Genomic DNA, 23,887 nt, shown 5'->3' with positions numbered 1-23,887 from the left:
CAAGCATAATTCAGCACGATTACAATGATATATGATTTAACCATACCAAACTTTCAGTCTGAATAGAAAGAAAGATGAATTGACAATCATGAAAAAACTGACTCTCTTAAAGAGTCAGTTTTTTCATGTCCTTTATATATTTATCATTTTTATTTTATTGGTTTTTTCCTTTAAATTCTGTACGGCGGCTTCATATTCCATTTCTAAAGTCTTTATTATATCAGCTATTGGCTCAACCTTTCGAATAGTACCGACACCATGACCTGCAGACCAGATATCCTTCCATGCTCTGGCATCCGTTTCCTTTTGCATATCATCAAAATTAACTGATTCCTTTTTCACTAATTTTTTCGGATCCAGTCCTGCTTTTGTAATACTAGGTATCAGCATATTAGCATTAACGCCTGAAAAAGCATCGGTAAGAATAACATCCTTTCTCGTTGATTCCACAAGCATTTGCCGGTATTCATCCTTAGCCATACTCTCCCGTGCAGGAATAAACCTTGTTCCCATATAAGCAAAATCACAGCCTAGGCTTTGGGCTGCTAGTATGCCATATCCACTGGATATGGCACCTGCAAGCACAATGATTCCATCCCAAAATTCTCGTACCATATCTAGAAAAGCAAAGCTATTCGTATCACCAGCATGTCCGCCAGCTCCAGAGGCAACAAGAATTAATCCATCAACACCTGTTTGTGCGGCTTTCCTTGCAAAATCAACATCACTGACATCAGAGAATACAAGTCCTCCATAGCCATGTACAATTTCAACCACTCTCTTGGGACTTCCTAAAGAAGTAATTACTAGCTGTGGTTGATGTTTTTGTATAAGCTGTAATTCGTCCTCTAATCTTGAATAAGTACTGTGGACTACCATATTCATCGCCCAAGGAGCAATTTTCCGGCTGGGGTCCTTCGATTTTTCATTTGCTAATTCTTCATTTAATTGATTCATCCATTCGTCTAATACTTCGATTGGTCTTGCATTTGGGGCAGGAAAGGAACCAATAATACCATTGAGGCACGCTTCCTTGACGAGGGTTGGTCCAGAAACCAAGAACATCGGGGCTGAAATAACCGGCAAAGCTAGATTATTCCACCATGAATTTGGAATCGTTTTCAAAATCACAATCACTCCTTAAAATTTCAAATTTTCAGAATTACATTCATTATAACCTTGATAAAATGGTTATACAAGGAAAAAATGAATGATGATTCATTTTTTCCTTGTATACCGATGAAATTTTTATGAACTTAAACTTCTATAAAAGGAACCTGCTAAAATAAAAGGGAGAATTGAATTTTCTCACTATAAAATTATAAAAGGAGAAGAATTAGTATGCATACTCTACATGAACTTCCTAATATCGGAAGTGTACTAGAAAATTTGCTTAATCAAGTAGGGATTCATTCTGAAGAAGAACTAAAAAAAGCAGGAAGTAAAGAAGCATTTCGCATGATAAAATTAATTGATCCAACTGCTTGTCAAAGTATGCTTATGGCTTTGGAAGGAGCAATTGAAGGTGTGAGATGGCACAACTTAGCCGATGAAGTAAAACAAGAGTTAAAAGCCTATTTCAAGACCTTTCAATAAGGATGATGAAGCAAAACGCATTTTATTTGCTATTAACGAGGAATTTCGCAGCAATGTATCCATAGGTCATGGAGAATCCTTGAAACGCACCAAGTCCTGCTTCTACTCCATCTGGGCAATAATTGGGGAAGGTCCCAACCGCAAACAACCCTTTAATCGGCTTTTCAAGATGGTTTAGAACTCTTGCAAATTCATCAGTCCTGAATCCATCATAGCAAAATTCCACCTTTGGATTAATGGCAGCCCCATAAAACGGTGGGTGATTAATAGGCTTGAGTTCAGTTTTTTTATTATTTAAAAAAGGAATATTGCCACCTTCTCCGCGATGAAAATCCTCATCCACACCAGTGCGCGCCAGATAATTATACTTCCACACGGCCGCTTGTAGTTTTTTTTCTGAAATTACCAGTTTACGAGCCAGTTCTATCAATGTTTTTCCTTGCAGAAACATAGTGTTAGTTTGAGAAGTATTTTTTCTTCGATTGCTGTAGTATTCATTCATCCCTATTTGATCGGTGATTAGAAAGAAACTCATTTGCCCGCCGGCAGCATTTTCCTTTAAGGCTCTTATTAAATTTGGTTCTAGTGTTGTTTCATTTACAAATCTTCGAGATTGCTGATTGACGAACAGATAATTGGGAATGGCTCGTAGCTCCTTCAGCTCACGGCGAAAAGATTTTGTCAATCGCTCAATCCTCTTTTGTTTTTTTTTCCACTCCATCTCTAATCGTCCGTGAAAAAGTCGATTACTGAAACTTCTCTCAATTAAATTCAATTTTTCTTTTATAAAATCTTCGCTCCATCCTTCTACATCAAAAATAATTCCTTTTCGCGCTTCGATTGATAGTTTTTTCTCTCCATTTTCTCCATAGATTCCACAGATTTGTCCTTTTTTTATTTTATAGCCTTGAATTTCCATTGCATGAAAGCATTCTACTTTTAATTCTGTTAAAGTTAATAAAAGAACTGTTTCTAAGACATTCGTATTCAGATGAGGGATATGGACCCCTTTCAATTGCCTTCTTATTCTATTTTTTTTTACAATTAAGGTACGTCCTTCTGCTAGTCCCCCCAACTTATGCGGATAATAGTCTGGAAAACTTGCTAATAATTGAATGCGAATATGTTTAATCTTATCTTGCAGAAATTTCAGCATTTCTGGGGCCTGTTCTAGAAATGCCTCGCGAATATTTTCCTGCAGATCATCTCCATACAAACTATGTAAATAGTCCCTTGCCCTTTCAAATGAATCCCCTGTATTGATTTTTTCCCCAATTGGATGATTGGGAATCCATAATTCATCTTCCATTTTTTCAAAAAAGGTCCCTTCACTTTCAATGATCAGGACATCAAATCCGAACAGCTTGGCGGTAATCGCAGCAACCACACCACCGGCATTGAGACCACATATAATGACATCCACACTCCTATCCCAATAATTCATAGCTGCTTATCACCTCTTTAACAAGTAACCTTTTTTGTTGTAGCCAAAATCTTTTCCCTAGAAGGTAAAATGCCATTTTCTCTTTTCCTATTCTATTCTCTGTTGCCGCAAATTTGACAAAAAAAAAAAAAATAAAAAGATGTCCCAAATGTTTAGCTTACTAAGAAATCTTGTGCCAAACACTTCATGGACATCCAAACGCTCTATAAAAAAAGAGAGGATATATTTTTTAGAATATGTTCTGTATTCGATTCATTATTTGGTTGAAAACTTTCCATCCATTTTATGCATTCCTCTGAATATCGAGGTTCAAACTGTGTACCACTGCCTCTTGCCACCTCTATAATTGCTTCATCCCATGTTAAGGAATTGCGATAAGGGCGCACTCCAGTCATTGCTTCTACCGAATCCACTAAAGATAAAACTCTTGTATAGAGAGGAATATCTTCATTCTTGATTCCATAAGGATAACCGCTGCCATCCCACCGCTCATGATGATAGAGAGCCATCTCTTTTATTTTCCCATTTAATGTATGAAATGGTCTTAATAGCTCCGCCCCATACAATGGGTGATGTTTTATTTCCTCATATTCATCTAAATTTAGTTTCCCTTTTTTTCTGAGAATTTTCTCTTTTATATTAATTTTCCCAATATCATGTAACAAGCTACCAAGTTCAATGATTTTCAATTCGCTATCTTTCAACTGAAGATGCTTTGCAAACGAAACTGCCATTTCTGTCACTCTATAAGAATGTAAGAGGGTCAGTTTATCCTTTTTCCATAATTCATTTATCAGAAAAAATAAAGCTGTTGCTTTAGATTCCACCATAATCTTCCATTCTAAAAAGTTATTGAAAGCGCTTTTATTCTTATAAATCATAACAAATCCATCGAGCTAAATTCAGATGGTTTCATGAACACAATATGAATTTTTAAAAAACATTTTTTACTAAAGATCTATTTCCGTACTGTACTCAAAAAATGGTAAAGGAAGGCAAAACGGCAATTGAAACGCCCAGAATCATAATCGCGATAGATCCTATTTTATTTTTTTCCTTCCAAACCGTCCAAGCAAATCGAAAAGTATGAAGAGTTATGGCAAGTAAAACAAAATATAAAATAAAATTCATCACTAATCCCTCATTCTTTTTAAGCTTGGTAATTTCCCTTGTTTCCCTAATTCTCCCAATTTCACACTGACATTTACTCGTATATCCATATTCGGATACTGCTTCATCCAATTAAAATCCTCATATTGTTGAATGGTTGAAAAATATTTTCGAGCAGGCTCCGATAATGAGAACGGACAACCTTTAAGCTCTTCCTGTGTTTTTTTGATAAATTCATTATAGATTTTATTCAAATCTTTCGTGATATGATTTTTTAATATCTTTCGATTAGCTTCACTATTTACGTAGTTCACCATACTTGGATTAGACAATACTTCAATAATAACTGGAACTTCAATACGAATTTGAGGTCTAAAGGCCTTTAGATTCATTTTAAATTTATTACGTGTCTTCTTAATCACACGAGCAGCTATTCGATTCTTCTTTCCAAATGGGTCTGAAAAGGTGGTTAATACATCGTTTAATTGTGTGGATTCATCTAAAATCCCCGCTATCCTTGTTTCCTCTCCATTTAAAGTGCCAATCATTTGTCCTTCCTTAAAAACAGCTGATCCTAAAAATTGAGTTTTATTTACACTCCCAGTTGTAGGAAGCTGTCCGGCTAAATACTCATCTTCGTTTTTGACCTTTGTATTTTCTCTTTCTGAAGAAGTATAGATAGCCAAAAATAAGTCGGCATCCTGCTCTGTTATGAGGTAGAAACGATGAAGATCCGAATCTGGAATCATTCCTGTATCCTTTCCACGGTTGATCATATATTGAAAATATTTATGCGGTCTAGTATCAATCTTTGGATTGTTCTTCGTTAAATACGTTGCCGCCTCTTCTTTCGTTACCGCTAAATGGACATCTCTTCGAATTTCTCGATCCTTGATCGTATCATAAATCACTTTAATAAAATCCTTATCTTTAGCCATTTCCTCCGATACTACAATAATCCTTAATAAATCATAAATGATTTCTCGAGAAATCATGGAATTCGCGGTATTACGTGAAGAAATATAGTCATTAGCGACAAAAGTTAACGTTTCCCTAGGTGGCTCATTTGCCGTTCCACCTAAAAGAGAAGAGCCCACCTCTGGATTTGCAAATAGATAGGTGATTTTGATTTGGTTTTCATTCTCAGCCTTATCAATTCCAATCCCAATAACATAAGAAAGCTCTTCAATCTCTTTTTTATCCCAGCATCCTGAAAGCAAACCCAAAATGATGCTTAAACTAAATAGTAATTTACATATTTTTATTACTCTTTTCATGTTTAAACTCTCCTTTTGCCTTAGCAACCACCCATAAAAGAAAAGGAAAACCTAAAAATAAGGGAGATATGAAATTGAGAAAATGATTTCTTAAAAAATAGGTTGTGTAGGCGGGTGTTTCAGGGATCATACCAATCAGCAAAATCAACATTCCGAGCGCAGGAATAATATTTTCAAATTTTTTAATGTTAAATATTCCTCCAAAAAGGATGGCACTTAAATAGATATAGGCAGCAAAGCGGATAAAGCACATGATAAGCCAAATCGGAAAGAAAAAGGTTTCAACATTCGTCAAAAACCTGCCGATGGAAATATAGCGAATCGCTTCATGGAAGGGATAGCTTACATTTGATATGGGAATCCAATCAAACATAAGCTCGTAAATCAATAATGAACCGCTAATTTCTATAATAACTAGTACAAATACTAACCAAGTTCCTTTTTTATAATCCTTCATGGATGACATAATTGGAGTAATGAGTCCAAGAAAAAGCAAATCAAAATAAACTGATGATTTTAACGTTCCTTCTTGAATTACTTCCTTTATTCCTGGCCCCCAAAATGGAAACATCCGATTAAATTGGGTTTTTTGGAGAGAAAGCAATAAGGAAAGCAAAAAGGTAATTTTCACATAAAAAACGAGCATCCATGCGACAGATCCAATATGCTCAATCCCTTTTTTCGCACTATACGCACATACTAAAATCAACACCCCATATACAGCTAATAATGGCGTTTTAGTAAAATAAAGATTGGTAATAATATCGGCATAGCCTCTGGATTCGATAATAATGGCTGCCGTCCCAGTCATCCATAAAAGCAAGGATAGAACATTCCCAAAATATTTCCCAAATAAATAGATATTTACATCATGAAGATTTTTATCCTTTAAAGTGGTCATAACCTTTAGGAACAAATATATAGGAATGAAGCTTAACATCCCCCCAATAATTGGTGACATCCAGGCAGCATTTTTTAATTTATCATATAATAGTGCTGCCGTATCATCAGACAACTTTGAACCAATCATCAGCAACACAAGAGCAACATATTCACGAATTCCTACAGTTCCATTTTTTTTATCCATTAATTTCTACCTTTTTTCTCCATGTCTTTCGGTTTCAAATAACCTGGTCGATACAATTCATTTCGTAATAGCTTTCTCAATATCATCCCTCTTGAAGAGGCATATCTCGGTGTCATCGGTGCAAAATAAGGAACTCCAAAAGATTTAATAGATGTCATATAATGAATTCCTATAACAAATAAAGCAACCATTCCATATATTCCAAAAGAAAAGGCTGATAGAATAAAAAAGAATTTCATTAATCGAACAGCATAATTAAAACTGATATCATTTATCGCAAACGAGCTAAGTCCACCTAAAGCAACAACGATAATAATGAGTGGACTAATGATATTGGCCTGAACAGCTGCCTGTCCCAAAATTAATGCCCCCACGATTCCAATCGTCGGACCAATTGGGGTTGGCACCCGAAGCCCTGCCTCACGTATCAATTCAAAGGCAATTTCCATTAATAATATTTCAACAATACCAGGGAATGGCACTTTTTCCCTCGATGCCGAAATAGCAAACAATAAATCGGGCGGGATCATTTCCGAATGATAATTGGTTACCGCAATATAAATGGCAGATGAAAAGACAGAAATAAATAAAGCGAATCCTCTTAGAATTCTCGTGAAATTTGCACTTGGAAGACGGAGATAATGCTCCTCGGGATTCTGATAAAAAGACCAAAACGTAACGGGTAAGATCAGACACGATGGAGAGTTATCCATAACCATCACAATACTGCCTTCCTCTAAAAAAGAGGCCGCTCTATCTGGTCTTTCTGAATTAAGAATAGTAGGAAAAATGGATAGCGGCCTTTCTTCGATGTATTGTTCCAAAATACTAATATTTCCAATTGAATCGACATCAATTTTATTTAGTTTATCCTTCACATTTTGCAATAATTGGTCATTGACTAAGTCACGGACATAAATAAGATAAATGTCATTTCGCGACCTTTTAGATACAATATTAGCTTCAACGACAAGATTTTCATTTTTAATTTTTTTTCGTATCAAGGCAATATTCACTTGTGGATTTTCAATAAAAGATTCCTTTGGTCCTCTTAGGGTAATCTCATTTTCCGTCTTTTCAATTGACCTGGAAGGAAGCTTCGTTGTATTAAAGGAATAAGCATGTGATATTCCATCAACTAGAAGTATCGTATTCCCTTTATTCACTTCATTAAGTACTTCTTGGATGATAGGAATTTCATCAATCGTTTGTACCGTTACAATATCTTGAATTTTCTTGTCCTTATCCGCATTTAAGACGAGAGGCTTGATTATGCTATCTTCCATTTCCTTCACATCTACAATGGTTGTAATAAAAATTACCGCCGCACGCTTATTTAACTCTCGAATGCGAAATTCCCTAAATTTCACATCAAGATTTTCTGGATAATGATAGATTTGCCTCATGATTTTGAGCATTCCATCAAGATCACTTGAAACGGATTGTTCTTTAATCTTTATTTCTTTTTTGGAGGAGATTTGCGGATACTCTGGATTTTTGATCCATTTTTGAATAAGTCTTGTCCATGTTGTTTTCGCCAAATTCACTCATCCCCCATCTAATATCTATTTCCAATCTCTCCTTATTCTTCCACGAATTCTTTTGGCTATTCGGTTTATTTACAGTTCATAAAGAAAACTCGCCGATAGGCAAGCCTTTAGGCGAAGGCAGAGGCGTAGTTGCCCTTATACTTTCTTCCTAAAATTGGCCACTACGTCGATCTTCATCACCGCTGCCAATTTATACTTTCTTAAAGTGTAAAAAAACCCTTATTCACAGAAGAATCAATTTTCTTCTGTGAATAAGGGTTTAGAATACGTCATTTGCGAGGTTTTTTCCTCTAGGTCCTGATTTAATTGACGGATTTCTTTTATAAATGAAACTTTCCAATTTGGTTGTGAAGCTCGTCCGCAATTTTCGTTAAAGATTGAGCCGATGCGGTAATCTCTTCCATTGAGGCGAGTTGTTCCTGAGAAGCGGCCGATACATTTTGGGTTCCAAATGAAGCCTTATTGGCCACTTCCTTAACCATATTTGCAGAAGATACGACGCGATTGGTAGCATACGCCATTCCATCTACGGCTTGCGAAACCTCTTTAATTTTTTCTGTCACTTTATCAATGCTCATTTGAATTTCTTTAAAGGAGGTTCCCGCGGAATTCACTAATTGGATGCCCCCCTCAACCTCATTTGTCGTTTCCTCCATGGAGTGAACAGCTTTATCCGTTTCTCCTTGAATAACCGTAATAAGATTTGAGATTTGTTTCGCTGAATCAGCAGATTGTTCTGCTAATTTACGGACCTCATCCGCGACAACAGCAAATCCTTTTCCATGTTCCCCAGCTCGTGCGGCTTCTATCGCTGCATTTAATGCAAGTAAGTTGGTTTGTTCAGCAATCCCTGTAATGACATCAACGATTTGCCCTATTTCTTTCGAATGTTCTCCCAGGCCTTTGACAACCGTTGCTAACCCATTAACACTCTGATGAATAGAATTCATTTGTGTTACGGAAATTTCCAAAGCTTTATTGCCTTCTAGTGCTTTTTCAGTTGCAGTATTTGCTGTTTTTAAAGAATCCTCAGAATTGATGGCTATTTGATGAGAGCTTGCTGCAATTTGTTGAATAATATTGGCGGTTTCTTCGATACTTTGAACTTGATTTTCAGCTCCAACTGCCAATTGATGGATCGTTCTTGTAACTTCCTCTGTAGAATGACTGCTTTGCTCAGAGCTAGCTAATAGTTGCTCTGCTGAAGAAGCAACTTGCTCTGAAGTCATTTGCACCTGCTTCACCAACGCCTGAAGGTTTACAACCATTTTATTGATAGATGTTGCAAGCTTTCCAACCTCATCCTTCTGATTCTTTGTTCGCACCTGTTCAACGCTTAAATCTCCCTCTGCTACGCGATCCGAAATCTTTGTGAGCTGATTCATCGGTTTAATTTTTACACGGAGAAGAAGAAAAGAAGCAATCATGCTAATTAAAAGTATTACACTCATTAATAAGGTGGTATTTAGGAAAAAACTCATTTTGGAATCCGTTTGATCTAACTGAGTATTCATCCAGCTATCGAGTTTTTTCTGAAATTCGTTCATATTGGTATCTACCAGAATTTTCAAACTTTTATATTCACTACCATATACAATTTCTTTTGCTTTATCATATTGTTGATTGCTCACTTCTTGGATGGCCTGCTCATCCATATCTTTAATCGTATTTGATGCCTTATTTGCATTATTGACTACGGTCATTAAATCACTGGGTGCATTTAATTCCTTTAATCTTTTCACCACTTTCTCAGTGGTCTTCGTTTCATTAATTTCTTTCTTGTATGAGTTAAGATAAGAAATTTCCCCATACTGTACGTAGCTTCTAATTTCATTTTCTAAAAAATCAGATGTGGAAGCTAATTGATCTCCCAATTTTTGAAGCTCCACTCGATTTTGAAAGGCATTCGTCCGATCTTTTATCGCTTGATTCAAAAAGAATAAATTTGTAAAACTTATAAAAGTTAATACAAGGATAATTGCTGTCATTATTTTTATCATTGATGAAATCTTCATATCATTTCCCCCAATACCCTTCTAATCTTTTCACTGTACCAATCTACTTATGCTTATCTTACTATAAATTAAACATAATGTCATAAAGAATTAAGCCCTCCTGTATAATTTTTTACATTTTTCTGAATAATCAACTTTTAAAAAAGGCGATTTGCCCTTCATATATATGTCCATACCTTTCTATTTAGGGGACATAGGATATGGTGACAGGATTACTTATTTTTGTCAAAAAATGCTCAGGCATACTCGACATGATTTGTAATCCGAGTAATCGCTAACTGGAGGTGATCTTATGAGCTACGGCGGTGGCGAAGGAGGATTCAGCAGTGGATTCGCTTTAATTGTTGTATTATTCATCTTATTAATTATTGTTGGTACTGCGTTTGTAGGTGGTGTATACTAATTGAATTTCAATGAATTCGCCTAAATAAATCCAGTTTGCTTTAAATGTGCTCATCTGACCGATGGGCACTTTTTTGATTTTGGGATTGATTACAGGTTTGAGACAGGAATTTAATTGTCGGATTTTTGATAGTGGATTTTTTGTTAGGCTATAGTTCGAAAGAGATGTTTAAATGTGAGACGTTTCTTTATAAGGGAGAGCTTTTTATGAAAGATTCTTGGTCTTCCATTCGTTGAATAAATGAGCTTCTTCTTCACTCTCCATTCCATTTTTTCCGTTTATCCCCATCTACATCCTTACCTGTAAATCCCCCGTAAATATCACGAATATTACCAACTATAGTTTTCTGCAAAACCACCCACACTATTGTTGTATTACATTTCTGTCTTAAGGAGGCTTTCCAATGGTCAAAGGTAAAATTAGCTTACTTATTGCTTCCTCAACACTTGTCTTAGGTCTTTCAGCGTGTAATACAAATAGGGCGATGGATGTAGATGATCGACGTGCCAATATTTTAGACACTGATGATGATAATCGCATTATCAATGATGTCAACGATCGCGATCTAAGAATCCGAAACTTTGATAACGATGTGGATAATGATTTGGATGTTGATCGTAATGGCCCACTTACAGAAGAATATGATGTGAACAATAATGATAATGATTTTGATATTAGCGGAAAACGCTACCATCGAAATAAAATGCTGAATATTTCAGATGCGAACACCTCCCTGTCTAGTAATAATTATCCACATACTAGGCCAGTGCTTATTCAAGAAGCAAAATATAAGTTTGTTCGCGTAAATCCAAAAGATTTAGGGAACATCGGGTTGCAGCAAATTGAGCCGAATCAAAGACAAACAGCACAAGCACCAAAGACTGCACCTAAACCTAATCAACAAGGAACAACTAATAAAAATAACATAACTGCAACTTCCAAAACCGTGAGCCAAGCAGCGCAACAGGTAATTAATTTAACCAATGCGGAACGAAGAAAAAATGGCTTGCCTGATTTAAAATTGGATACTCAATTAAACGGAGTCGCCCAACGTAAATCAGATGATATGCAGCAAAACAATTATTTTTCCCACACAAGTCCGACTTATGGTTCTCCTTTTGACATGATGAGAGACTTTGGCGTGACTTATAAGTCAGCGGGAGAAAATATTGCACAGGGTCAGCGTACCTCACAAGAAGTTGTGAATTCGTGGATGAAAAGTGAAGGTCATCGCAAAAACATTCTTAATCGAAATTTCACTCATATTGGGGTTGGATTTGACCAAGCAGGCTATCATTGGACACAAATGTTTGTTGGAAAATAATGATATGAAAGGGGGATGGGTTCTCACACGCGCACCCATTCCCCTTTCACTTCTTTTAGTGAGGTCCTATTATGCCTAACAAAAAAATTCTTTTGTTTATTTTTTCCCTTCTTTGGCTAATGCCTGCTGTTAGCTTAGCGGGAACACCACAGGCACAGGTGGAAATTTATGATGTTGCTAAAAGAAAAGTGATTCACTCAAAACCCATTAGCTTCATCACACAGAAAGAGGCAGCGAAATATATCAAAGGAATTGATGATATCTACGTAAAAGTAAATCCGATTCCAAAAGCAGGACAGATGATAAAAATCCCTTTAGAGCCGCCGATTGCAGTAAAGAATGAATGGATGGATTCGCTCGTTGATGAGGTCATTGTCATCTTTCCAAAAGGGGAAAAGCCTTACCTGATGATGTTTGATGACGAAAATCAGTACCATTTTTTACAATTTAAGGGAAGTGCGGATGATTTACTAAAATATTTAGGTATCCATCCAACTCAGTGAAAAAAGCTTGGAATCCCCAAGCTTTTTTCATCAAAATTATGAGATTTCTGCCATTTTAGATTCCCGAATTAAAATTTCTACCTCTGAGAATTTACCCTCGTGCAGAAGTTGCACAATCTTACTACCAACAACCACTCCATCACAGTATTTGGTCATCTCTCTTACTTGATCTGGGGTTGAAATTCCAAATCCAGCTAGTACCGGAATAGGACTAATACTTTTTAGCTGCTGTAGATAAGTTCCTACCCCTTCTTGAAATTCCTTACGTGAACCGGTTATTCCAGTTACAGTGACAGCGTATAAAAAACCCTTTCCACGATTGGAAATCGCTTCAATTCTTTCCCTTGAACTCGTTAAAGTTGCTAAACGAATAAGTTCCATTCGACTACGTTCAATTTCAGGAGCAATGATCTCTTCTTCTTCAATTGGAAGATCGGGAATAATGAGGGCATCTACACCTGATTTAGCTGCATTTTCAATAAAAGAGTGAATTCCAAATGCATAAATAGGATTCATATAAGTCATAATGATTAAAGGAACAGCGACAATTGGACGTATATCTTTTAATGTGTCTAATACTCCCTTTAAAGTTGTTCCTTGCTCTAATGCCCGAATCCCTGCCTCTTGAATCGTCGGACCATCGGCAACCGGATCGGAAAAAGGAATCCCAATTTCAATGGCAGTTGCACCGCATTTTTCCAAAAATACAATTCTCTCCATTAGTGCTTGAAGTCCGCCATCTCCAGCCATAATATAAGGAACAAAGGCTTTCTCATTTTTGGTTTTTAAATCTCGAAATACTTTCTCCAATCGATTCATTATTTATTCTCCTCTTCTAACTTTTCTTTAATTGCTTGCACATCCTTATCACCACGACCTGATAAACAAATAACTATTCCTTCTTCTTGCTTCATCGTTTTTGCAAGTTTTAGCGCATAAGCTACGGCATGAGCACTTTCTAATGCCGGAATAATGCCTTCTAACTTGGAGAGTAATTGAAAGCCTTCAAGTGCTTCTTGATCTGTTATGGAGTCATAACGGACCCTTCCTTGATCATGTAAATAGCAATGTTCAGGACCTACTCCTGGATAATCAAGCCCTGCTGAAATAGAAAACGCTTCCTGAATTTGACCGGCATCGTCCTGTAAAAGATACATTAATGCCCCATGAAGAACACCTGGTTTTCCTTTTGTTAAAGACGCTGCATGTTTATCAGTATCAATCCCGAGCCCTGCTGCTTCCACACCATAAAGCTTGACACTTTCATCTTTAATAAAAGGATAAAACATCCCCATGGAATTACTTCCTCCGCCAATGCAGGCCACAAGAGCATCTGGCATTTTGCCTTCAACCTCCAAATATTGTTGCTTTGTTTCACGTCCTATCACGCTTTGAAAGTCACGTACCATCATTGGAAAAGGGTGTGGGCCCATCACAGAACCTAAAATATAATGAGTATCATTTACATGGGAAACCCAATATCTAAGAGCTTCATTACATGCATCCTTGAGCGTTCTGCTCCCAGATGTTACGCTGACGACCTTTGCACCAAGAAGCTCCATCCGGAATACATTTAATGCTTGTCTTTTAATATCCTCTTCTCCCATAAATACAATACATTCAAGATTTAAAAGTGCGCAGACAGTCGCTGTCGCCACTCCATGCTGACCTGCTCCTGTTTCCGCCACAACCTTTTTCTTTCCCATTCGGACAGCAAGAAGGGCTTGCCCTACTGTATTGTTAATTTTATGAGCACCAGTGTGATTAAGGTCTTCTCGTTTAAGATAGATTTTAGCACCTCCAGCGTAATTTGTTAAATTTTCTGCAAAATAAAGTGGAGTTTCTCTACCTACGTAATTTTTCAATAAAGAATGGATTTTATGATGAAATCCCTCATCAAGAAGGGCTTCTTTATAAGCTTCTTCTAATTCAAGGACCGCTGTCATTAATGTTTCAGGGATATATCTTCCTCCATATATACCAAAATGGCCTTTTTCATTAGGTAATGTGTAAGTATTCATCAAACTTCCTCCTTGTGTACTCTCTTTGCTTTCGCGATAAATTCTTTAATTTTTGACAAATCTTTTTTCCCGTTCGTCTCTACTCCGCTGCTTACATCGACCATATCAGGTTGTACCCGAGAAATCGCCTCAATTACATTTTCCGAATGCAAACCACCAGCGAGAATGATTTTTGTTCCTTTTGGTTGAAAACTATGGAATAGCTCCCAATTAAAGGTTTTGCCGTTACCTCCGTGGTATTTCTCTTTCGGGCTATCGAATAAGAGATACTCACAGGAATATTCCTGTGCTTTTTCCAAATCACTATAAGAACCGACACTAATCGCTTTAATAACTGGAACTGAGAGTTGTTCACAATAAGAAGGAGTTTCCTCTCCATGAAGCTGTACGATGTTAATTCCCGATTCTGCAATGATTTTTTCAATCGTGGAGATGTCTTCATTTACAAAGACCCCCACTTTTAAAAGTTGATTTGGAAGCTGTTCAATGATTTCTTTTGCCTGCATTGGGGTTACCTTTCTTTTACTTTCAGCAAATACGAATCCTAACGCATCTGCCCCTGATTCAACCGCACATCTTGCAGCTTTGAAATCCATTATCCCACAGATTTTCACTTTCATTGAGAACAAACCCCCTTCAAGGAAACTTTCATTTCCTTTAGTACTTGCGACACATTCGGATGTGTCATAAAGGTTTCTCCAACTAAAATTCCATTAGCCCCCGCCTCAACTACTCGTTCGACATCTTCTTTTGATTTCATTCCACTTTCACTTATCAAATACGCACCACTATCTTTAATTGCTTTTGCTAAACGCTCTGTAGTAGCTAAATCGATATGAAAGGTCTTTAAATCGCGATTATTCACACCGATTAGTCGATTACCAGTCTTTAACACCTTTTCGAGCTCAGCTTCATTGTGTACCTCCATTAAGACCTCCAAGTTCTTAGCTTTTGCATATTGATAAAGGCCCTGTAACTTTTCCTCATCGAGTGCAGCGGCAATTAAAAGGATGATATCCGCTCCTGAGGAAGAAGCGTAATCAATTTGAATGGGATCAATCATAAAATCCTTACATAAAATGGGTTGATTAATTACACTTCTTGCCGCCATTAAATCAGCAAAAGATCCCTTAAAAAAGGGTTGATCCGTCAAAATAGATACGGCGTCCGCACCTGATTCTATATAAAACTTCACTTGCTCCTTTGGATCAAGATTTGGATTTATATCTCCTTTTGATGGAGAGGAACGTTTGAATTCCGCAATGATGGAAACCTCTGTTGCTTTTGAAAGCTTATCGATAAGTGAACGCTTTTTTGTTGTCGGCTCTATGCTTTTGGGTTGATCAAGCTCTTTAAGTCTTACAACTTCCCCTCTTTTTTTTTCAATAATTTGATCTAGAATGGTTCCCATTTAATTCACTCCTAATGAAAAACGTTGGCTTTTCTCAATTAGTTGCTCCAATTTTTGGAAAGCTGTTCCTGAGTCGATAATATCTGCTGCTAATTGAACTCCTTCTTGAATGGAATTCACCTTTCCCGCTGTATAGATAGCAAGCCCGGCATTTAATAATACAGTATCACGATATGGGCCCTTCTCACCCTTTAAAACCCTTAAGAGAATATCGGCATTTTCCTTTGCGTCACCGCCGCGAATCTGTTCATTATTCACGACTGGCAGACCAACCTCTTCAGGATGGAGAAAGATTTTTGTAATTTCCCCATTCTCTAGTAAGGCCATCTGATTTTCTCCTTGCAGTGAGGCTTCATCCATATTTCCGGCACCGGTTATAACAAGAGCTCTTTTTCTACCTAGTGATTTTAACACTTCCGCGAACATATCAATTAAATCACTTCGATAGATTCCAAGTAATTGGGAGTCAAGATCGACTGGATTGGTTAAAGGACCAATTAAATTAAAGGTTGTAGGTATACGCAAATCCATGCGGACCTTCATAATTCGTTTCAAATTAGGATGAACATGAGGCGCAAATAAAAAGGCAATTCCCACTTCCTCAATCAACTCTTCGATGGCTTCCTGTGGCAATTGGAGGGAGATTCCTAAATATTCAAGAACATCTGCACTGCCTGTTTTACTTGTGATGCTTCGGTTACCGTGCTTAGCAACTGGAATACCTGCACCTGCTATCACAAAAGCAGAGGTGGAACTGACGTTAAAACTTTGTGAGCGATCTCCACCTGTCCCACAATTATCCATAACATTCGGAATCTTCTTACTAAATAAGAGAGACTTACTTCTTAAGGCATTGGCAATTCCCGCAATTTCGCTCACCGTTTCCCCCTTCATTTTTAAACCAATCATCAAAGCAGCGATTTCACTATCTGATACTTCATCATTGAAGATTTTCTCAATTGCCCCTCTCATTTCCAATTCCGTTAAACCTGACCCTTCAGATATGCGTTCTAAATATGCTTTCATGTTTATTCCCCTCTCCTATCTCTTGTAAAAAATGGTTTAACATTTGCTTGCCAGTCTTAGTGCCCACTGATTCTGGATGGAATTGTAAACCATAGAGCGGATACTCCTCATGCTTGATTGCCATAATTTCTTGATCATCCATAGATTTTGCTAAAATCTTAAATAAACCGGGAAGCGTTCCCTTTTTGATGACTAATGAGTGATAACGCATCACTCCAAGCGGCTGAGTTAAATAAGAAAAGATATTCGTTCCTGTGTGCGTAATTTTCGAAATTTTTCCATGCATAATATTTTTTGCCTTTTCAATTTTTGCTCCAAAGGCATACCCAATCGCCTGATGACCTAAGCAGATCCCTAAAATGGGATACTTCATATATAGTTGTTGAATCAATTCGACACAAATTCCGGCATCCTCTGGTTTTCCTGGACCAGGAGAAATAACGATTGCATCTGGATGAAGTTCCTCAATGTCTTGAATGGTTAGTTCATCATTCCTCTTTACGACTAGATCACAACCAAGCTCTCCAAAATATTGATATAAGTTAAAGGTAAATGAATCATAATTATCAATTAATAAAATCATTGCTATACCTCCAGAAAGGTTTTTAATTTATGAAGGGTTTCCTCATATTCTTTTTCAGGAACAGAGTCGTAGACAATACCTGCTCCTCCCTGAATATATGCCTTTTGTTTTTTTATCAATGCGGTGCGAATCGCAAGGGCGAAGTCCATATTTCCATTTAATGAATAATAGCCTATCGCACCCGAATATACTCCTCTTTTCTGCTGTTCCAATTCATTAATAATCTCCATAGCGCGTATTTTCGGAGCCCCCGAAACGGTACCTGCTGGAAGTGTGGTAATTAATGCATCAATCGGCAAATACGAAGCTTTTAACTTTCCGGTCACTTCTGATACGATGTGCATGACATGCTTATATTTTTCAACCTTCATATATTTGTTGACCACCACAGTTCCATACTCGCTCACTCTGCCAATATCATTTCTTCCTAAATCGACAAGCATTCTATGCTCGGCAAGCTCTTTTTCATCTTGCAAAAGCTCCACTTCTAACTCATCATCCTCATTTTTAGTTTTCCCTCTTGGCCTAGTACCAGCTATGGGGTTTGTGGTGATTTTATCCAGATTCCCTTTTATTAAGCTTTCCGGTGAAAATCCTGCAATTACATAATCCTGAAAGTCTAGATAATACATATATGGCGTGGGATTCTTCACTCGTAAATTACGATAAAAGGAAAATGGGTCTCCTTGAAAATCTGCCTTCATTCGTTGAGAGAGCACAATTTGAAAGATATCCCCCTCTAAAATATGTTTCTTCGCTTTTTCCACAATGCGGATATAATCCTCCTTTTTCATGGAAGCCTCATAGGAGGAAATCGTAAACGGAGGAAGTTGACTCCTTTCAGGTGATAATATCTCGGATTTACGCTTTTCGATACGTTCCTCCAATTGTTCCTTTGTTGTACTTTCCTTGATTGGGACAGCAACGAGATAGATTTTTTCCTCTAAGTGATCAAATACGATAACATCCTCAAACATCATGAAGTGGACATCAGGAAGCTCAAGTTCATCCACCTGCATATCCCCGATATATTCATAATCGCGAATCACATCATATCCTACATAACCCACGGCTCCACCAATAAAAGGAAGGTCAATTTCTTCCTCGATATATAGCGGAATAAATTTTTTCAATACTTCCAGTGGCTTCATTTCTACATTTTCTTTTGTTTCACCATTCAAAATCTCTGTTTTCCCATTTCTTCCTTTTAATTCATAAGTCGGATTTGCCCCAATAAAGGAATATCTTCCCGTATTCTCGTGTTTTAAGGAGCTCTCCAGCAAGAATTTTTTTCCTTTCAGACGCTGAAATATCGAAATGGGCGTTAATGTATCCCCTTGGAGCTCTTCCACTAGTGCTTTTTTTTCAACAATTGAATTTCCCATGTCCCTTCCCCTTTCTTTTTTGAAAAAATAAAAAATCCTCTATACGCACGTGTTGTGCATATAGAGGACGATCTCGGTTAACCGCGGTGCCACCTCAGGTTGGAGCAACTTGCTCCCGCTTTTTCAGGTACTATAGAAGGGAATGATTCTCCCTGAATCCTTCTACCCATACCCTATCCAGTTAACGGTGGAATCCGTGCCTCCCTACTACTCATTCAAGAGACCTCTCATAAGTCCATTCCAATCATGTCCTTGTGCCGGCTCTCACCTTATCCGGTTCTCTGAAACAAGGGGTAATGATTGTACTCTTCTTACTCAACGATTTACAATAATAAAATTTTCAAAAACACAAAAAGGCCTCTCCTCCAAAAAGGACGAGAGACCCGTGGTGCCACCTTTATTAGCTAATATTAGCTCACTTTAAAGATATCGCAGATTACCTTGGTTTAAAATCCTATGTTCCAACGGTACCCATAATATCCGTCCCTTATAACGATGGGACCTTTCGCCAAAGTCTACTCCCATATAGGTTTCAATTTGGAGCTCAGAAGCCCATTCACCTAAAATCCAACACTGATTCTCACCAACCATCAGCTCTCTAAAGATTTCCTTTAGGCTACTTCTCTTCATCAATGCCTTAAAGTATTAATGAGGTTATATTAAACTTAAATTTCCTAAATGTCAAGATAATTCCAAATTTTTTATTGGATTTTTACTAGCTGTCTGTATGGAATTTGGATTTAGGATTACTCCTTTTACTAAGGTACACACGTTAGTAAGAAGAAAAAGATATTCACAAGTATACTTCCTCATTTTCACCAAAAACCTTTTACATCTCAATCAATCATCCCATTACAAACATTTCTCTAAACTCACCCTGAATTTTTCCGCTAATTCTTTTATGTTAACGATCTGTTCGATTACTTTCCGATTCTTTCGATCATGGAAGAGAGTCTGATTAACATTCAAAACAGAGAATTGATTCTGAGTCCTGTCAACTAACTTAATATCAGAATCCTCTGTGATTTCCCCTTCTTCAATGACACGAAAAAAATAACCGGAAAACCCTGTTTCCACGATTCTCCCAAGTAGTGCATTCACACTGTTGTGGTTTGATATCTTTGCACACGGAATTCTTCCTTGTGTTACTTGAACAACCGCATCGCCAATTCTATATATATCCCCAATATAAACATCCTTTTCAAGCATGCCTGAAATAGATAAATTCTCACCAAATGCAGGTGGTTGAAAATCTTTATGAAATTCTTCTGCCCACATTTTGTAATGTTCAAAAGGATAGATACAAACTGCACGGTCCAATCCACCATGATGCTTTTGATCGGCTACATCATCATCGAGAAATCCCCGTTTTGTTAAAAATGCTGCATGAACTTTTTGTTTGTTTATACCTGAATACTCATTTCCTCCGACCCAAGTTTCCATTTTTGGATTACCAATACTTAAACTGATTAATTTTGCCAATTAATTCACCTGACTTTTTTGGATGCCTTTTCTCCATATTTTAACGACAAATCACGATTTTGCCAAATGAAGTTAATTTTTCTATTATTCCAGATAAAGGATTTAGATTAATTCATGAGTTTTCATCATTTGGTTCATATTAAAGATATGTTTAGCGGTGATTCTTAGAAAAAGACTTTTAATAATAAAAGGCAGGTCTATCAATGGAACATATTGAAAAGCTTCAATCATCCAATAAATTTTCTAAAGGTTCCAAATCTCAATCCAATCGAGGCTCAGAAGGCGATACACTTCACGGTAAAACATTAGCCATTGCAGCGCTTTCATCAATTCCACTTGTCATGACCTTAGGAAATTCCATGCTTATACCTGTTTTGCCGTCAATGGAGAAGCATTTAAATATTTCATCCTTTCAAACGAGTATGATTATTACGGTCTATTCCCTTGTCGCTATCGTGTTAATTCCGATTGCTGGCTATATATCTGACCATATTGGTAGAAAAAAGGTCATTATTCCGAGCTTAATCTTAACAGCAATTGGAGGCTTGATTTCAGGATGGGCCTCTTGGAAATTAAATGATGCATACTGGATCATCTTAATTGGTCGTGCCCTACAAGGAATTGGGGCATCAGGAGCTTTTCCTATCGTCCTACCCTTGGTCGGAGATATGTTCCAAAGTGAAGAAGAAGTCAGTAGTACTCTTGGGATGATCGAAACGGCTAATACCTTGGGAAAGGTATTAAGTCCAATACTGGGTGCTTTGTTAGCCGGTTTCATCTGGTTTATCCCCTTTCTATCCATACCAGTCTTTTGTGCTATTTCTTTAATACTCATGATTTTTTTTGTGAAAAGTCCAAAAACCAAATCGGAATCCATTCCATTTAAACAGTTTTTTCATAATATCAAGCAAATATTTGTTGATAACGGCAAGTGGCTCGTGGCGATATTTACGATTGGTGCTATTCTCATGTTCATTCTTTTCGGGGTCCTTTTCTATCTTTCGGACATTTTAGAGAAGGAATATGCCATTACCCATGTGAAAAAAGGATTATTATTAGCCATTCCACTCGGTGCCCTATGTTTGGCCTCCTATACAACTGGAAAAAAAATCAAAGAAAACAAAATCCTTATGAAGTGGCTAACCTTTTCTGGAATAGGGCTTCTTGCGATTTCCACTGCCGTTCTTAGTTTCTCTGAATATTTGTGGTTTCTACTTGGAATGTTCTTCCTTGGAGGAATTGGCATAGGGGTTAGTCTTCCATGCCTTGATGCTTTAATAACAGAAGGAATTGAAAAAGAACAACGTGGTACCATTACCTCCATCTATAGCTCCATGCGATTTATCGGAGTTGCAGCCGGTCCACCGATTATGGCTCTTCTAATGGTGCACACTTTACATTTTCTTTTTTATTTTCTCTCCGGCTTTGCTGTTGTCGCTGCCCTTCTGACCATGCTCTCCATCAAACCAGATAAAACCTCCACATAATCCAATAGATGGCCAAGGAAAATATGCCTTGGTTTCTTTTTAATACGAAATATTCTTTCTATTTTGACAATAAAAGCAAAAAAATAGTAAGATGAACTTAATTATCTTTCATATATGGGATTATAAGGGGTTTTTTACATGGGACAAACTTTTTTCTACTTAATTGCAGCTATTGTATATTCCTTTTGCTTCTTTCTCACCCTGTTTCTTGGAAGTAATCTAGTAATTAAAAAGCAAAAGACCGTTAAAAATTGGCTTCTTCCCATTTTTACATCCTTTTATATTTTCTCTCTCATTTTTATTCTACTAAAAGAAACTCATTCATTTGTACTGAATGAGATTTTTACCAAACAAACGATTTTAGCCTTTATGATATTTACCTGCTTATATATCATCCTATTTCATTTTATTTATTTCGATAAAAAAAAGATTGGGACATTAAAGAATTTTCTTATCTGTATTGGACTCGTTGGCTTTGCCGTTGTAGTGGCACAACTATTGTATTTCCCATACTTGTCGGAAAATAATATTGATTATATGAATCTTACACTATCATCGATTCTTTTTTTAGTATTGGTTTTTTTATCGATCCGCTTAATTCAATTAATTTATCATGACATAATGTTTAATCGAAAGAACCCACCATTAAGAATAATCCTTGCCTCATCCTTTTTTTCTAGTATATCAATTGTCTTTGGCATATTAGAAGTAATCCAAAGCTCAGTTGGTAAGATCGATTATCTTTTTGTCAATATTGAAGTCATCTCTATTCTACTGCTGCTTGTTATGATAGCAATTTATAGTGAGAAACAATATTATGAAAAGCAATCACAATGGCTTCGGACGAAAAAACACCTTCGCTTTCAAGCATACCATGACCCTTTAACTCGTTTAGTCAATCGAAGAGAAATCTACGAAACAATGGAATCATGGATAAATAAAAAAACACCCTTTGCCATTTATTTCGTTGATTTAGACCATTTTAAAAATGTGAATGATTTATTAGGGCATGATGTTGGCGACGAGCTTCTTATCCAAATTGGTCAGAGAATGACAGAGCTCACGAATGATTCCGATCACGTTGGGAGAATTGGTGGAGATGAATTTATTATTCTAAAATCACGTCTTACCGAGGAGGAAATTTCAAGCTTTGCGCAAAGAATAATTGATCAAATCACTTTACCAATTTATTTATTTGAACAGGAGATGATTGTAACTTCAAGCTTAGGTGTAGCTTATTTCCCAAAGGACGGGTCAAGTGCGATTGAACTATTAAAACGAGCTGATATTGCCATGTACCAATCCAAACATAGTGGTCACAATCAATTTTATATTTATGAAAAACAGCTCGATGAACAAATCATTCGTTCCTTCAAGCTAAAAGAAGACTTAAAGTTTGCCCTCAAAAAAGCACAACTTTTTCTTCATTACCAACCAAAAGTCGAAATCAGCAGCCGGAAAATAAACGGCTTTGAAGCTTTACTAAGATGGCATCATCCAGAATTGGGTTCGATCCCTCCTTCTGAGTTTATTCCCCTTGCTGAGGAAACGGGAATGATTATTGAAATTGACTCTTGGGTGTTAGAAAAAGCATGCGAAGATATCATCAAAATGAACAAACAATTAGGAACATGCTATAAAATTGCTGTTAATTTTTCAGTCAAACAACTTATTCAAAAAAATATTGTTGATACAATTAAAGAAGTGCTTTTTGAGACAAAAATGCCTCCACATCTATTGGAATTGGAAATTACAGAGACTGTTGCCATGGGCGACCTGCAAGCAGCAACGAAAACCGTTAAAAAAATTCAAGAATTAGGGGTTCACTTAAGTATTGATGATTATGGCACTGGCTATAATTCTTTAAGTAATTTACATGAATTGAGAATTCAAAGATTGAAAATTGACCGTTCCTTTATTAAGGACGTTGTTCACAACCCCCAATCTGAAACAATTGTCAAAACTATCGTAGCCATGGCAAGCCATCTCGGACTTTCAATCACGGCAGAAGGAGTTGAAACCCTCGAACAATTAGATTTTCTCAAGGATATTGGTTGTGAAGAGGCTCAAGGTTTCTATTTCTCCAAGCCGAAACCGTGGCATGAAATGATAGAATCGATACAATCAAAGGACAAGCTTTACAAAGCATAAAGAGATTCGCCATTTTCAGATGTCAAATGATG

General features: G+C 36.9%; 22 protein-coding genes and 2 other annotated features. Of the genes, 6 read left to right on the top strand and 16 right to left on the bottom strand.

Features of this window, described 5'->3' with window-relative positions; genetic code table 11:
* Positions 1–132 precede the first annotated feature (132 nt).
* Positions 133–1,131 (bottom strand): NAD(P)H-dependent flavin oxidoreductase, encoded by a 999-nt coding sequence (locus ACE38V_RS08890; protein WP_375840865.1) that lies wholly within the window; start codon positions 1,129–1,131, stop codon positions 133–135.
* Between the two features lie 210 nt (positions 1,132–1,341).
* On the opposite strand from ACE38V_RS08890, the gene ACE38V_RS08885 reads away from it, so the two are divergent.
* Positions 1,342–1,596, top strand: a complete 255-nt coding sequence (locus tag ACE38V_RS08885; protein ID WP_375840864.1) for a TfoX/Sxy family protein — start codon at positions 1,342–1,344, stop codon at positions 1,594–1,596.
* Between the two features lie 22 nt (positions 1,597–1,618).
* On the opposite strand, the gene ACE38V_RS08880 is transcribed toward ACE38V_RS08885, so the two are convergent.
* From ACE38V_RS08880 to ACE38V_RS08850, 7 genes are all read right to left on the bottom strand, one after another.
* On the bottom strand, positions 1,619–3,040 hold the full coding sequence (locus ACE38V_RS08880; RefSeq protein WP_375840863.1) for an FAD-binding protein: 1,422 nt from the start codon (positions 3,038–3,040) through the stop codon (positions 1,619–1,621).
* A gap of 203 nt (positions 3,041–3,243) precedes the next feature.
* The gene (locus ACE38V_RS08875) at positions 3,244–3,867 is read right to left on the bottom strand and encodes an HD-GYP domain-containing protein (protein WP_375840862.1); all 624 of its coding nucleotides are present in this window, start codon (positions 3,865–3,867) and stop codon (positions 3,244–3,246) included.
* A gap of 148 nt (positions 3,868–4,015) precedes the next feature.
* Positions 4,016–4,171 carry a hypothetical protein gene (locus ACE38V_RS08870; RefSeq protein WP_375840861.1) on the bottom strand — a complete coding sequence of 52 codons (156 nt, stop codon included), beginning with the start codon at positions 4,169–4,171 and terminating at the stop codon, positions 4,016–4,018.
* A 2-nt stretch (positions 4,172–4,173) separates the two neighbouring features.
* Positions 4,174–5,427 carry a Ger(x)C family spore germination protein gene (locus ACE38V_RS08865; protein WP_375840860.1) on the bottom strand — a complete coding sequence of 418 codons (1,254 nt, stop codon included), beginning with the start codon at positions 5,425–5,427 and terminating at the stop codon, positions 4,174–4,176.
* Positions 5,402–6,514, bottom strand: coding sequence for a GerAB/ArcD/ProY family transporter (locus tag ACE38V_RS08860; protein ID WP_375840859.1), 1,113 nt, complete (start codon positions 6,512–6,514; stop codon positions 5,402–5,404). The genes ACE38V_RS08865 and ACE38V_RS08860 overlap by 26 nt, the downstream gene beginning before the upstream one ends.
* Entirely contained in the window at positions 6,514–8,061 is a 1,548-nt protein-coding gene (locus tag ACE38V_RS08855) for a spore germination protein (RefSeq protein WP_375840858.1), read from the bottom strand. The genes ACE38V_RS08860 and ACE38V_RS08855 overlap by 1 nt, the downstream gene beginning before the upstream one ends.
* 323 nt (positions 8,062–8,384) lie before the next feature.
* Entirely contained in the window at positions 8,385–10,079 is a 1,695-nt protein-coding gene (locus tag ACE38V_RS08850; RefSeq protein ID WP_375840857.1) for a methyl-accepting chemotaxis protein, read from the bottom strand.
* Positions 10,080–10,371: 292 nt separating this feature from the next.
* On the opposite strand from ACE38V_RS08850, the gene ACE38V_RS08845 reads away from it, so the two are divergent.
* The 3 genes from ACE38V_RS08845 (at position 10,372) to ACE38V_RS08835 (ending at position 12,309) form a co-directional block, all read left to right on the top strand.
* On the top strand, positions 10,372–10,482 hold the full coding sequence (locus ACE38V_RS08845; protein WP_375840855.1) for a YjcZ family sporulation protein: 111 nt from the start codon (positions 10,372–10,374) through the stop codon (positions 10,480–10,482).
* A 403-nt stretch (positions 10,483–10,885) separates the two neighbouring features.
* Positions 10,886–11,806, top strand: a complete 921-nt coding sequence (locus tag ACE38V_RS08840; RefSeq protein WP_375840854.1) for a CAP domain-containing protein — start codon at positions 10,886–10,888, stop codon at positions 11,804–11,806.
* A 71-nt stretch (positions 11,807–11,877) separates the two neighbouring features.
* On the top strand, positions 11,878–12,309 hold the full coding sequence (locus tag ACE38V_RS08835; protein WP_375840853.1) for a hypothetical protein: 432 nt from the start codon (positions 11,878–11,880) through the stop codon (positions 12,307–12,309).
* A 36-nt stretch (positions 12,310–12,345) separates the two neighbouring features.
* On the opposite strand, the gene trpA is transcribed toward ACE38V_RS08835, so the two are convergent.
* The 8 genes from trpA to ACE38V_RS08795 all read right to left on the bottom strand — a co-directional run bounded on the left by trpA (position 12,346) and on the right by ACE38V_RS08795 (position 20,217).
* Positions 12,346–13,128: a tryptophan synthase subunit alpha gene (gene trpA / locus ACE38V_RS08830; RefSeq protein ID WP_375840852.1), complete on the bottom strand. Its 783-nt coding sequence runs from the start codon at positions 13,126–13,128 to the stop codon at positions 12,346–12,348.
* Positions 13,128–14,330 carry a tryptophan synthase subunit beta gene (trpB, locus tag ACE38V_RS08825; protein ID WP_375840851.1) on the bottom strand — a complete coding sequence of 401 codons (1,203 nt, stop codon included), beginning with the start codon at positions 14,328–14,330 and terminating at the stop codon, positions 13,128–13,130. Before trpB ends, trpA begins: the two co-directional genes overlap by 1 nt.
* On the bottom strand, positions 14,330–14,950 hold the full coding sequence (locus tag ACE38V_RS08820) for a phosphoribosylanthranilate isomerase (RefSeq protein ID WP_375840850.1): 621 nt from the start codon (positions 14,948–14,950) through the stop codon (positions 14,330–14,332). Before ACE38V_RS08820 ends, trpB begins: the two co-directional genes overlap by 1 nt.
* Positions 14,947–15,741 carry an indole-3-glycerol phosphate synthase TrpC gene (trpC, locus tag ACE38V_RS08815; RefSeq protein WP_375840849.1) on the bottom strand — a complete coding sequence of 265 codons (795 nt, stop codon included), beginning with the start codon at positions 15,739–15,741 and terminating at the stop codon, positions 14,947–14,949. Before trpC ends, ACE38V_RS08820 begins: the two co-directional genes overlap by 4 nt.
* A complete protein-coding gene (gene trpD, locus ACE38V_RS08810) occupies positions 15,742–16,767 on the bottom strand; it encodes an anthranilate phosphoribosyltransferase (RefSeq protein WP_375840848.1) in 1,026 nt (341 codons plus the stop codon).
* Positions 16,739–17,350 (bottom strand): anthranilate synthase component II, encoded by a 612-nt coding sequence (locus ACE38V_RS08805; RefSeq protein ID WP_375840847.1) that lies wholly within the window; start codon positions 17,348–17,350, stop codon positions 16,739–16,741. The genes trpD and ACE38V_RS08805 overlap by 29 nt, the downstream gene beginning before the upstream one ends.
* Positions 17,351–17,352: 2 nt before the next feature.
* Positions 17,353–18,735, bottom strand: coding sequence for an anthranilate synthase component I (gene trpE, locus ACE38V_RS08800; protein WP_375840846.1), 1,383 nt, complete (start codon positions 18,733–18,735; stop codon positions 17,353–17,355).
* A 60-nt stretch (positions 18,736–18,795) separates the two neighbouring features.
* Positions 18,796–19,063: a binding site (T-box leader), on the bottom strand.
* A 39-nt stretch (positions 19,064–19,102) separates the two neighbouring features.
* Positions 19,103–19,377 (bottom strand) — a binding site (T-box leader).
* Positions 19,378–19,587: 210 nt separating this feature from the next.
* The gene (locus tag ACE38V_RS08795) at positions 19,588–20,217 is read right to left on the bottom strand and encodes an MOSC domain-containing protein (RefSeq protein WP_375840845.1); all 630 of its coding nucleotides are present in this window, start codon (positions 20,215–20,217) and stop codon (positions 19,588–19,590) included.
* A gap of 203 nt (positions 20,218–20,420) precedes the next feature.
* Here ACE38V_RS08795 and bcbE point away from each other — a divergent pair, with 203 nt between their 5' ends.
* Positions 20,421–21,704 carry a bacillibactin exporter BcbE gene (gene bcbE, locus ACE38V_RS08790; protein ID WP_375840844.1) on the top strand — a complete coding sequence of 428 codons (1,284 nt, stop codon included), beginning with the start codon at positions 20,421–20,423 and terminating at the stop codon, positions 21,702–21,704.
* Between the two features lie 138 nt (positions 21,705–21,842).
* Positions 21,843–23,855 carry a putative bifunctional diguanylate cyclase/phosphodiesterase gene (locus tag ACE38V_RS08785; RefSeq protein ID WP_375840843.1) on the top strand — a complete coding sequence of 671 codons (2,013 nt, stop codon included), beginning with the start codon at positions 21,843–21,845 and terminating at the stop codon, positions 23,853–23,855.
* The last annotated feature ends 32 nt before the right edge of the window (positions 23,856–23,887 follow it).

It is taken from the genome of Cytobacillus sp. Hz8, assembly GCF_042263505.1.
Taxonomy (GTDB): domain Bacteria; phylum Bacillota; class Bacilli; order Bacillales; family Cytobacillaceae; genus Bacillus_BE.
The sequence above is the reverse complement of the archived record's forward strand: the minus strand, read 5'-3'. Positions and strand labels throughout refer to the sequence as shown.

Coding starts and splice junctions, on each gene's coding strand:
- bcbE (WP_375840844.1), top strand. CDS start 20,421: ATGGAACATATTGAAAAGCTTCAATCATCCAATAAATTTTCTAAAGGT.
- ACE38V_RS08820 (WP_375840850.1), bottom strand. CDS start 14,950: ATGAAAGTGAAAATCTGTGGGATAATGGATTTCAAAGCTGCAAGATGT.
- trpE (WP_375840846.1), bottom strand. CDS start 18,735: ATGGGAAATTCAATTGTTGAAAAAAAAGCACTAGTGGAAGAGCTCCAA.
- ACE38V_RS08880 (WP_375840863.1), bottom strand. CDS start 3,040: ATGAATTATTGGGATAGGAGTGTGGATGTCATTATATGTGGTCTCAAT.
- ACE38V_RS08805 (WP_375840847.1), bottom strand. CDS start 17,350: ATGATTTTATTAATTGATAATTATGATTCATTTACCTTTAACTTATAT.
- ACE38V_RS08785 (WP_375840843.1), top strand. CDS start 21,843: ATGGGACAAACTTTTTTCTACTTAATTGCAGCTATTGTATATTCCTTT.
- trpB (WP_375840851.1), bottom strand. CDS start 14,330: ATGAATACTTACACATTACCTAATGAAAAAGGCCATTTTGGTATATAT.
- ACE38V_RS08865 (WP_375840860.1), bottom strand. CDS start 5,427: ATGAAAAGAGTAATAAAAATATGTAAATTACTATTTAGTTTAAGCATC.
- ACE38V_RS08835 (WP_375840853.1), top strand. CDS start 11,878: ATGCCTAACAAAAAAATTCTTTTGTTTATTTTTTCCCTTCTTTGGCTA.
- trpA (WP_375840852.1), bottom strand. CDS start 13,128: ATGAATCGATTGGAGAAAGTATTTCGAGATTTAAAAACCAAAAATGAG.
- ACE38V_RS08870 (WP_375840861.1), bottom strand. CDS start 4,171: ATGAATTTTATTTTATATTTTGTTTTACTTGCCATAACTCTTCATACT.
- trpC (WP_375840849.1), bottom strand. CDS start 15,741: ATGGGAACCATTCTAGATCAAATTATTGAAAAAAAAAGAGGGGAAGTT.
- ACE38V_RS08860 (WP_375840859.1), bottom strand. CDS start 6,514: ATGGATAAAAAAAATGGAACTGTAGGAATTCGTGAATATGTTGCTCTT.
- ACE38V_RS08840 (WP_375840854.1), top strand. CDS start 10,886: ATGGTCAAAGGTAAAATTAGCTTACTTATTGCTTCCTCAACACTTGTC.
- ACE38V_RS08845 (WP_375840855.1), top strand. CDS start 10,372: ATGAGCTACGGCGGTGGCGAAGGAGGATTCAGCAGTGGATTCGCTTTA.
- ACE38V_RS08885 (WP_375840864.1), top strand. CDS start 1,342: ATGCATACTCTACATGAACTTCCTAATATCGGAAGTGTACTAGAAAAT.
- ACE38V_RS08850 (WP_375840857.1), bottom strand. CDS start 10,079: ATGAAGATTTCATCAATGATAAAAATAATGACAGCAATTATCCTTGTA.
- trpD (WP_375840848.1), bottom strand. CDS start 16,767: ATGAAAGCATATTTAGAACGCATATCTGAAGGGTCAGGTTTAACGGAA.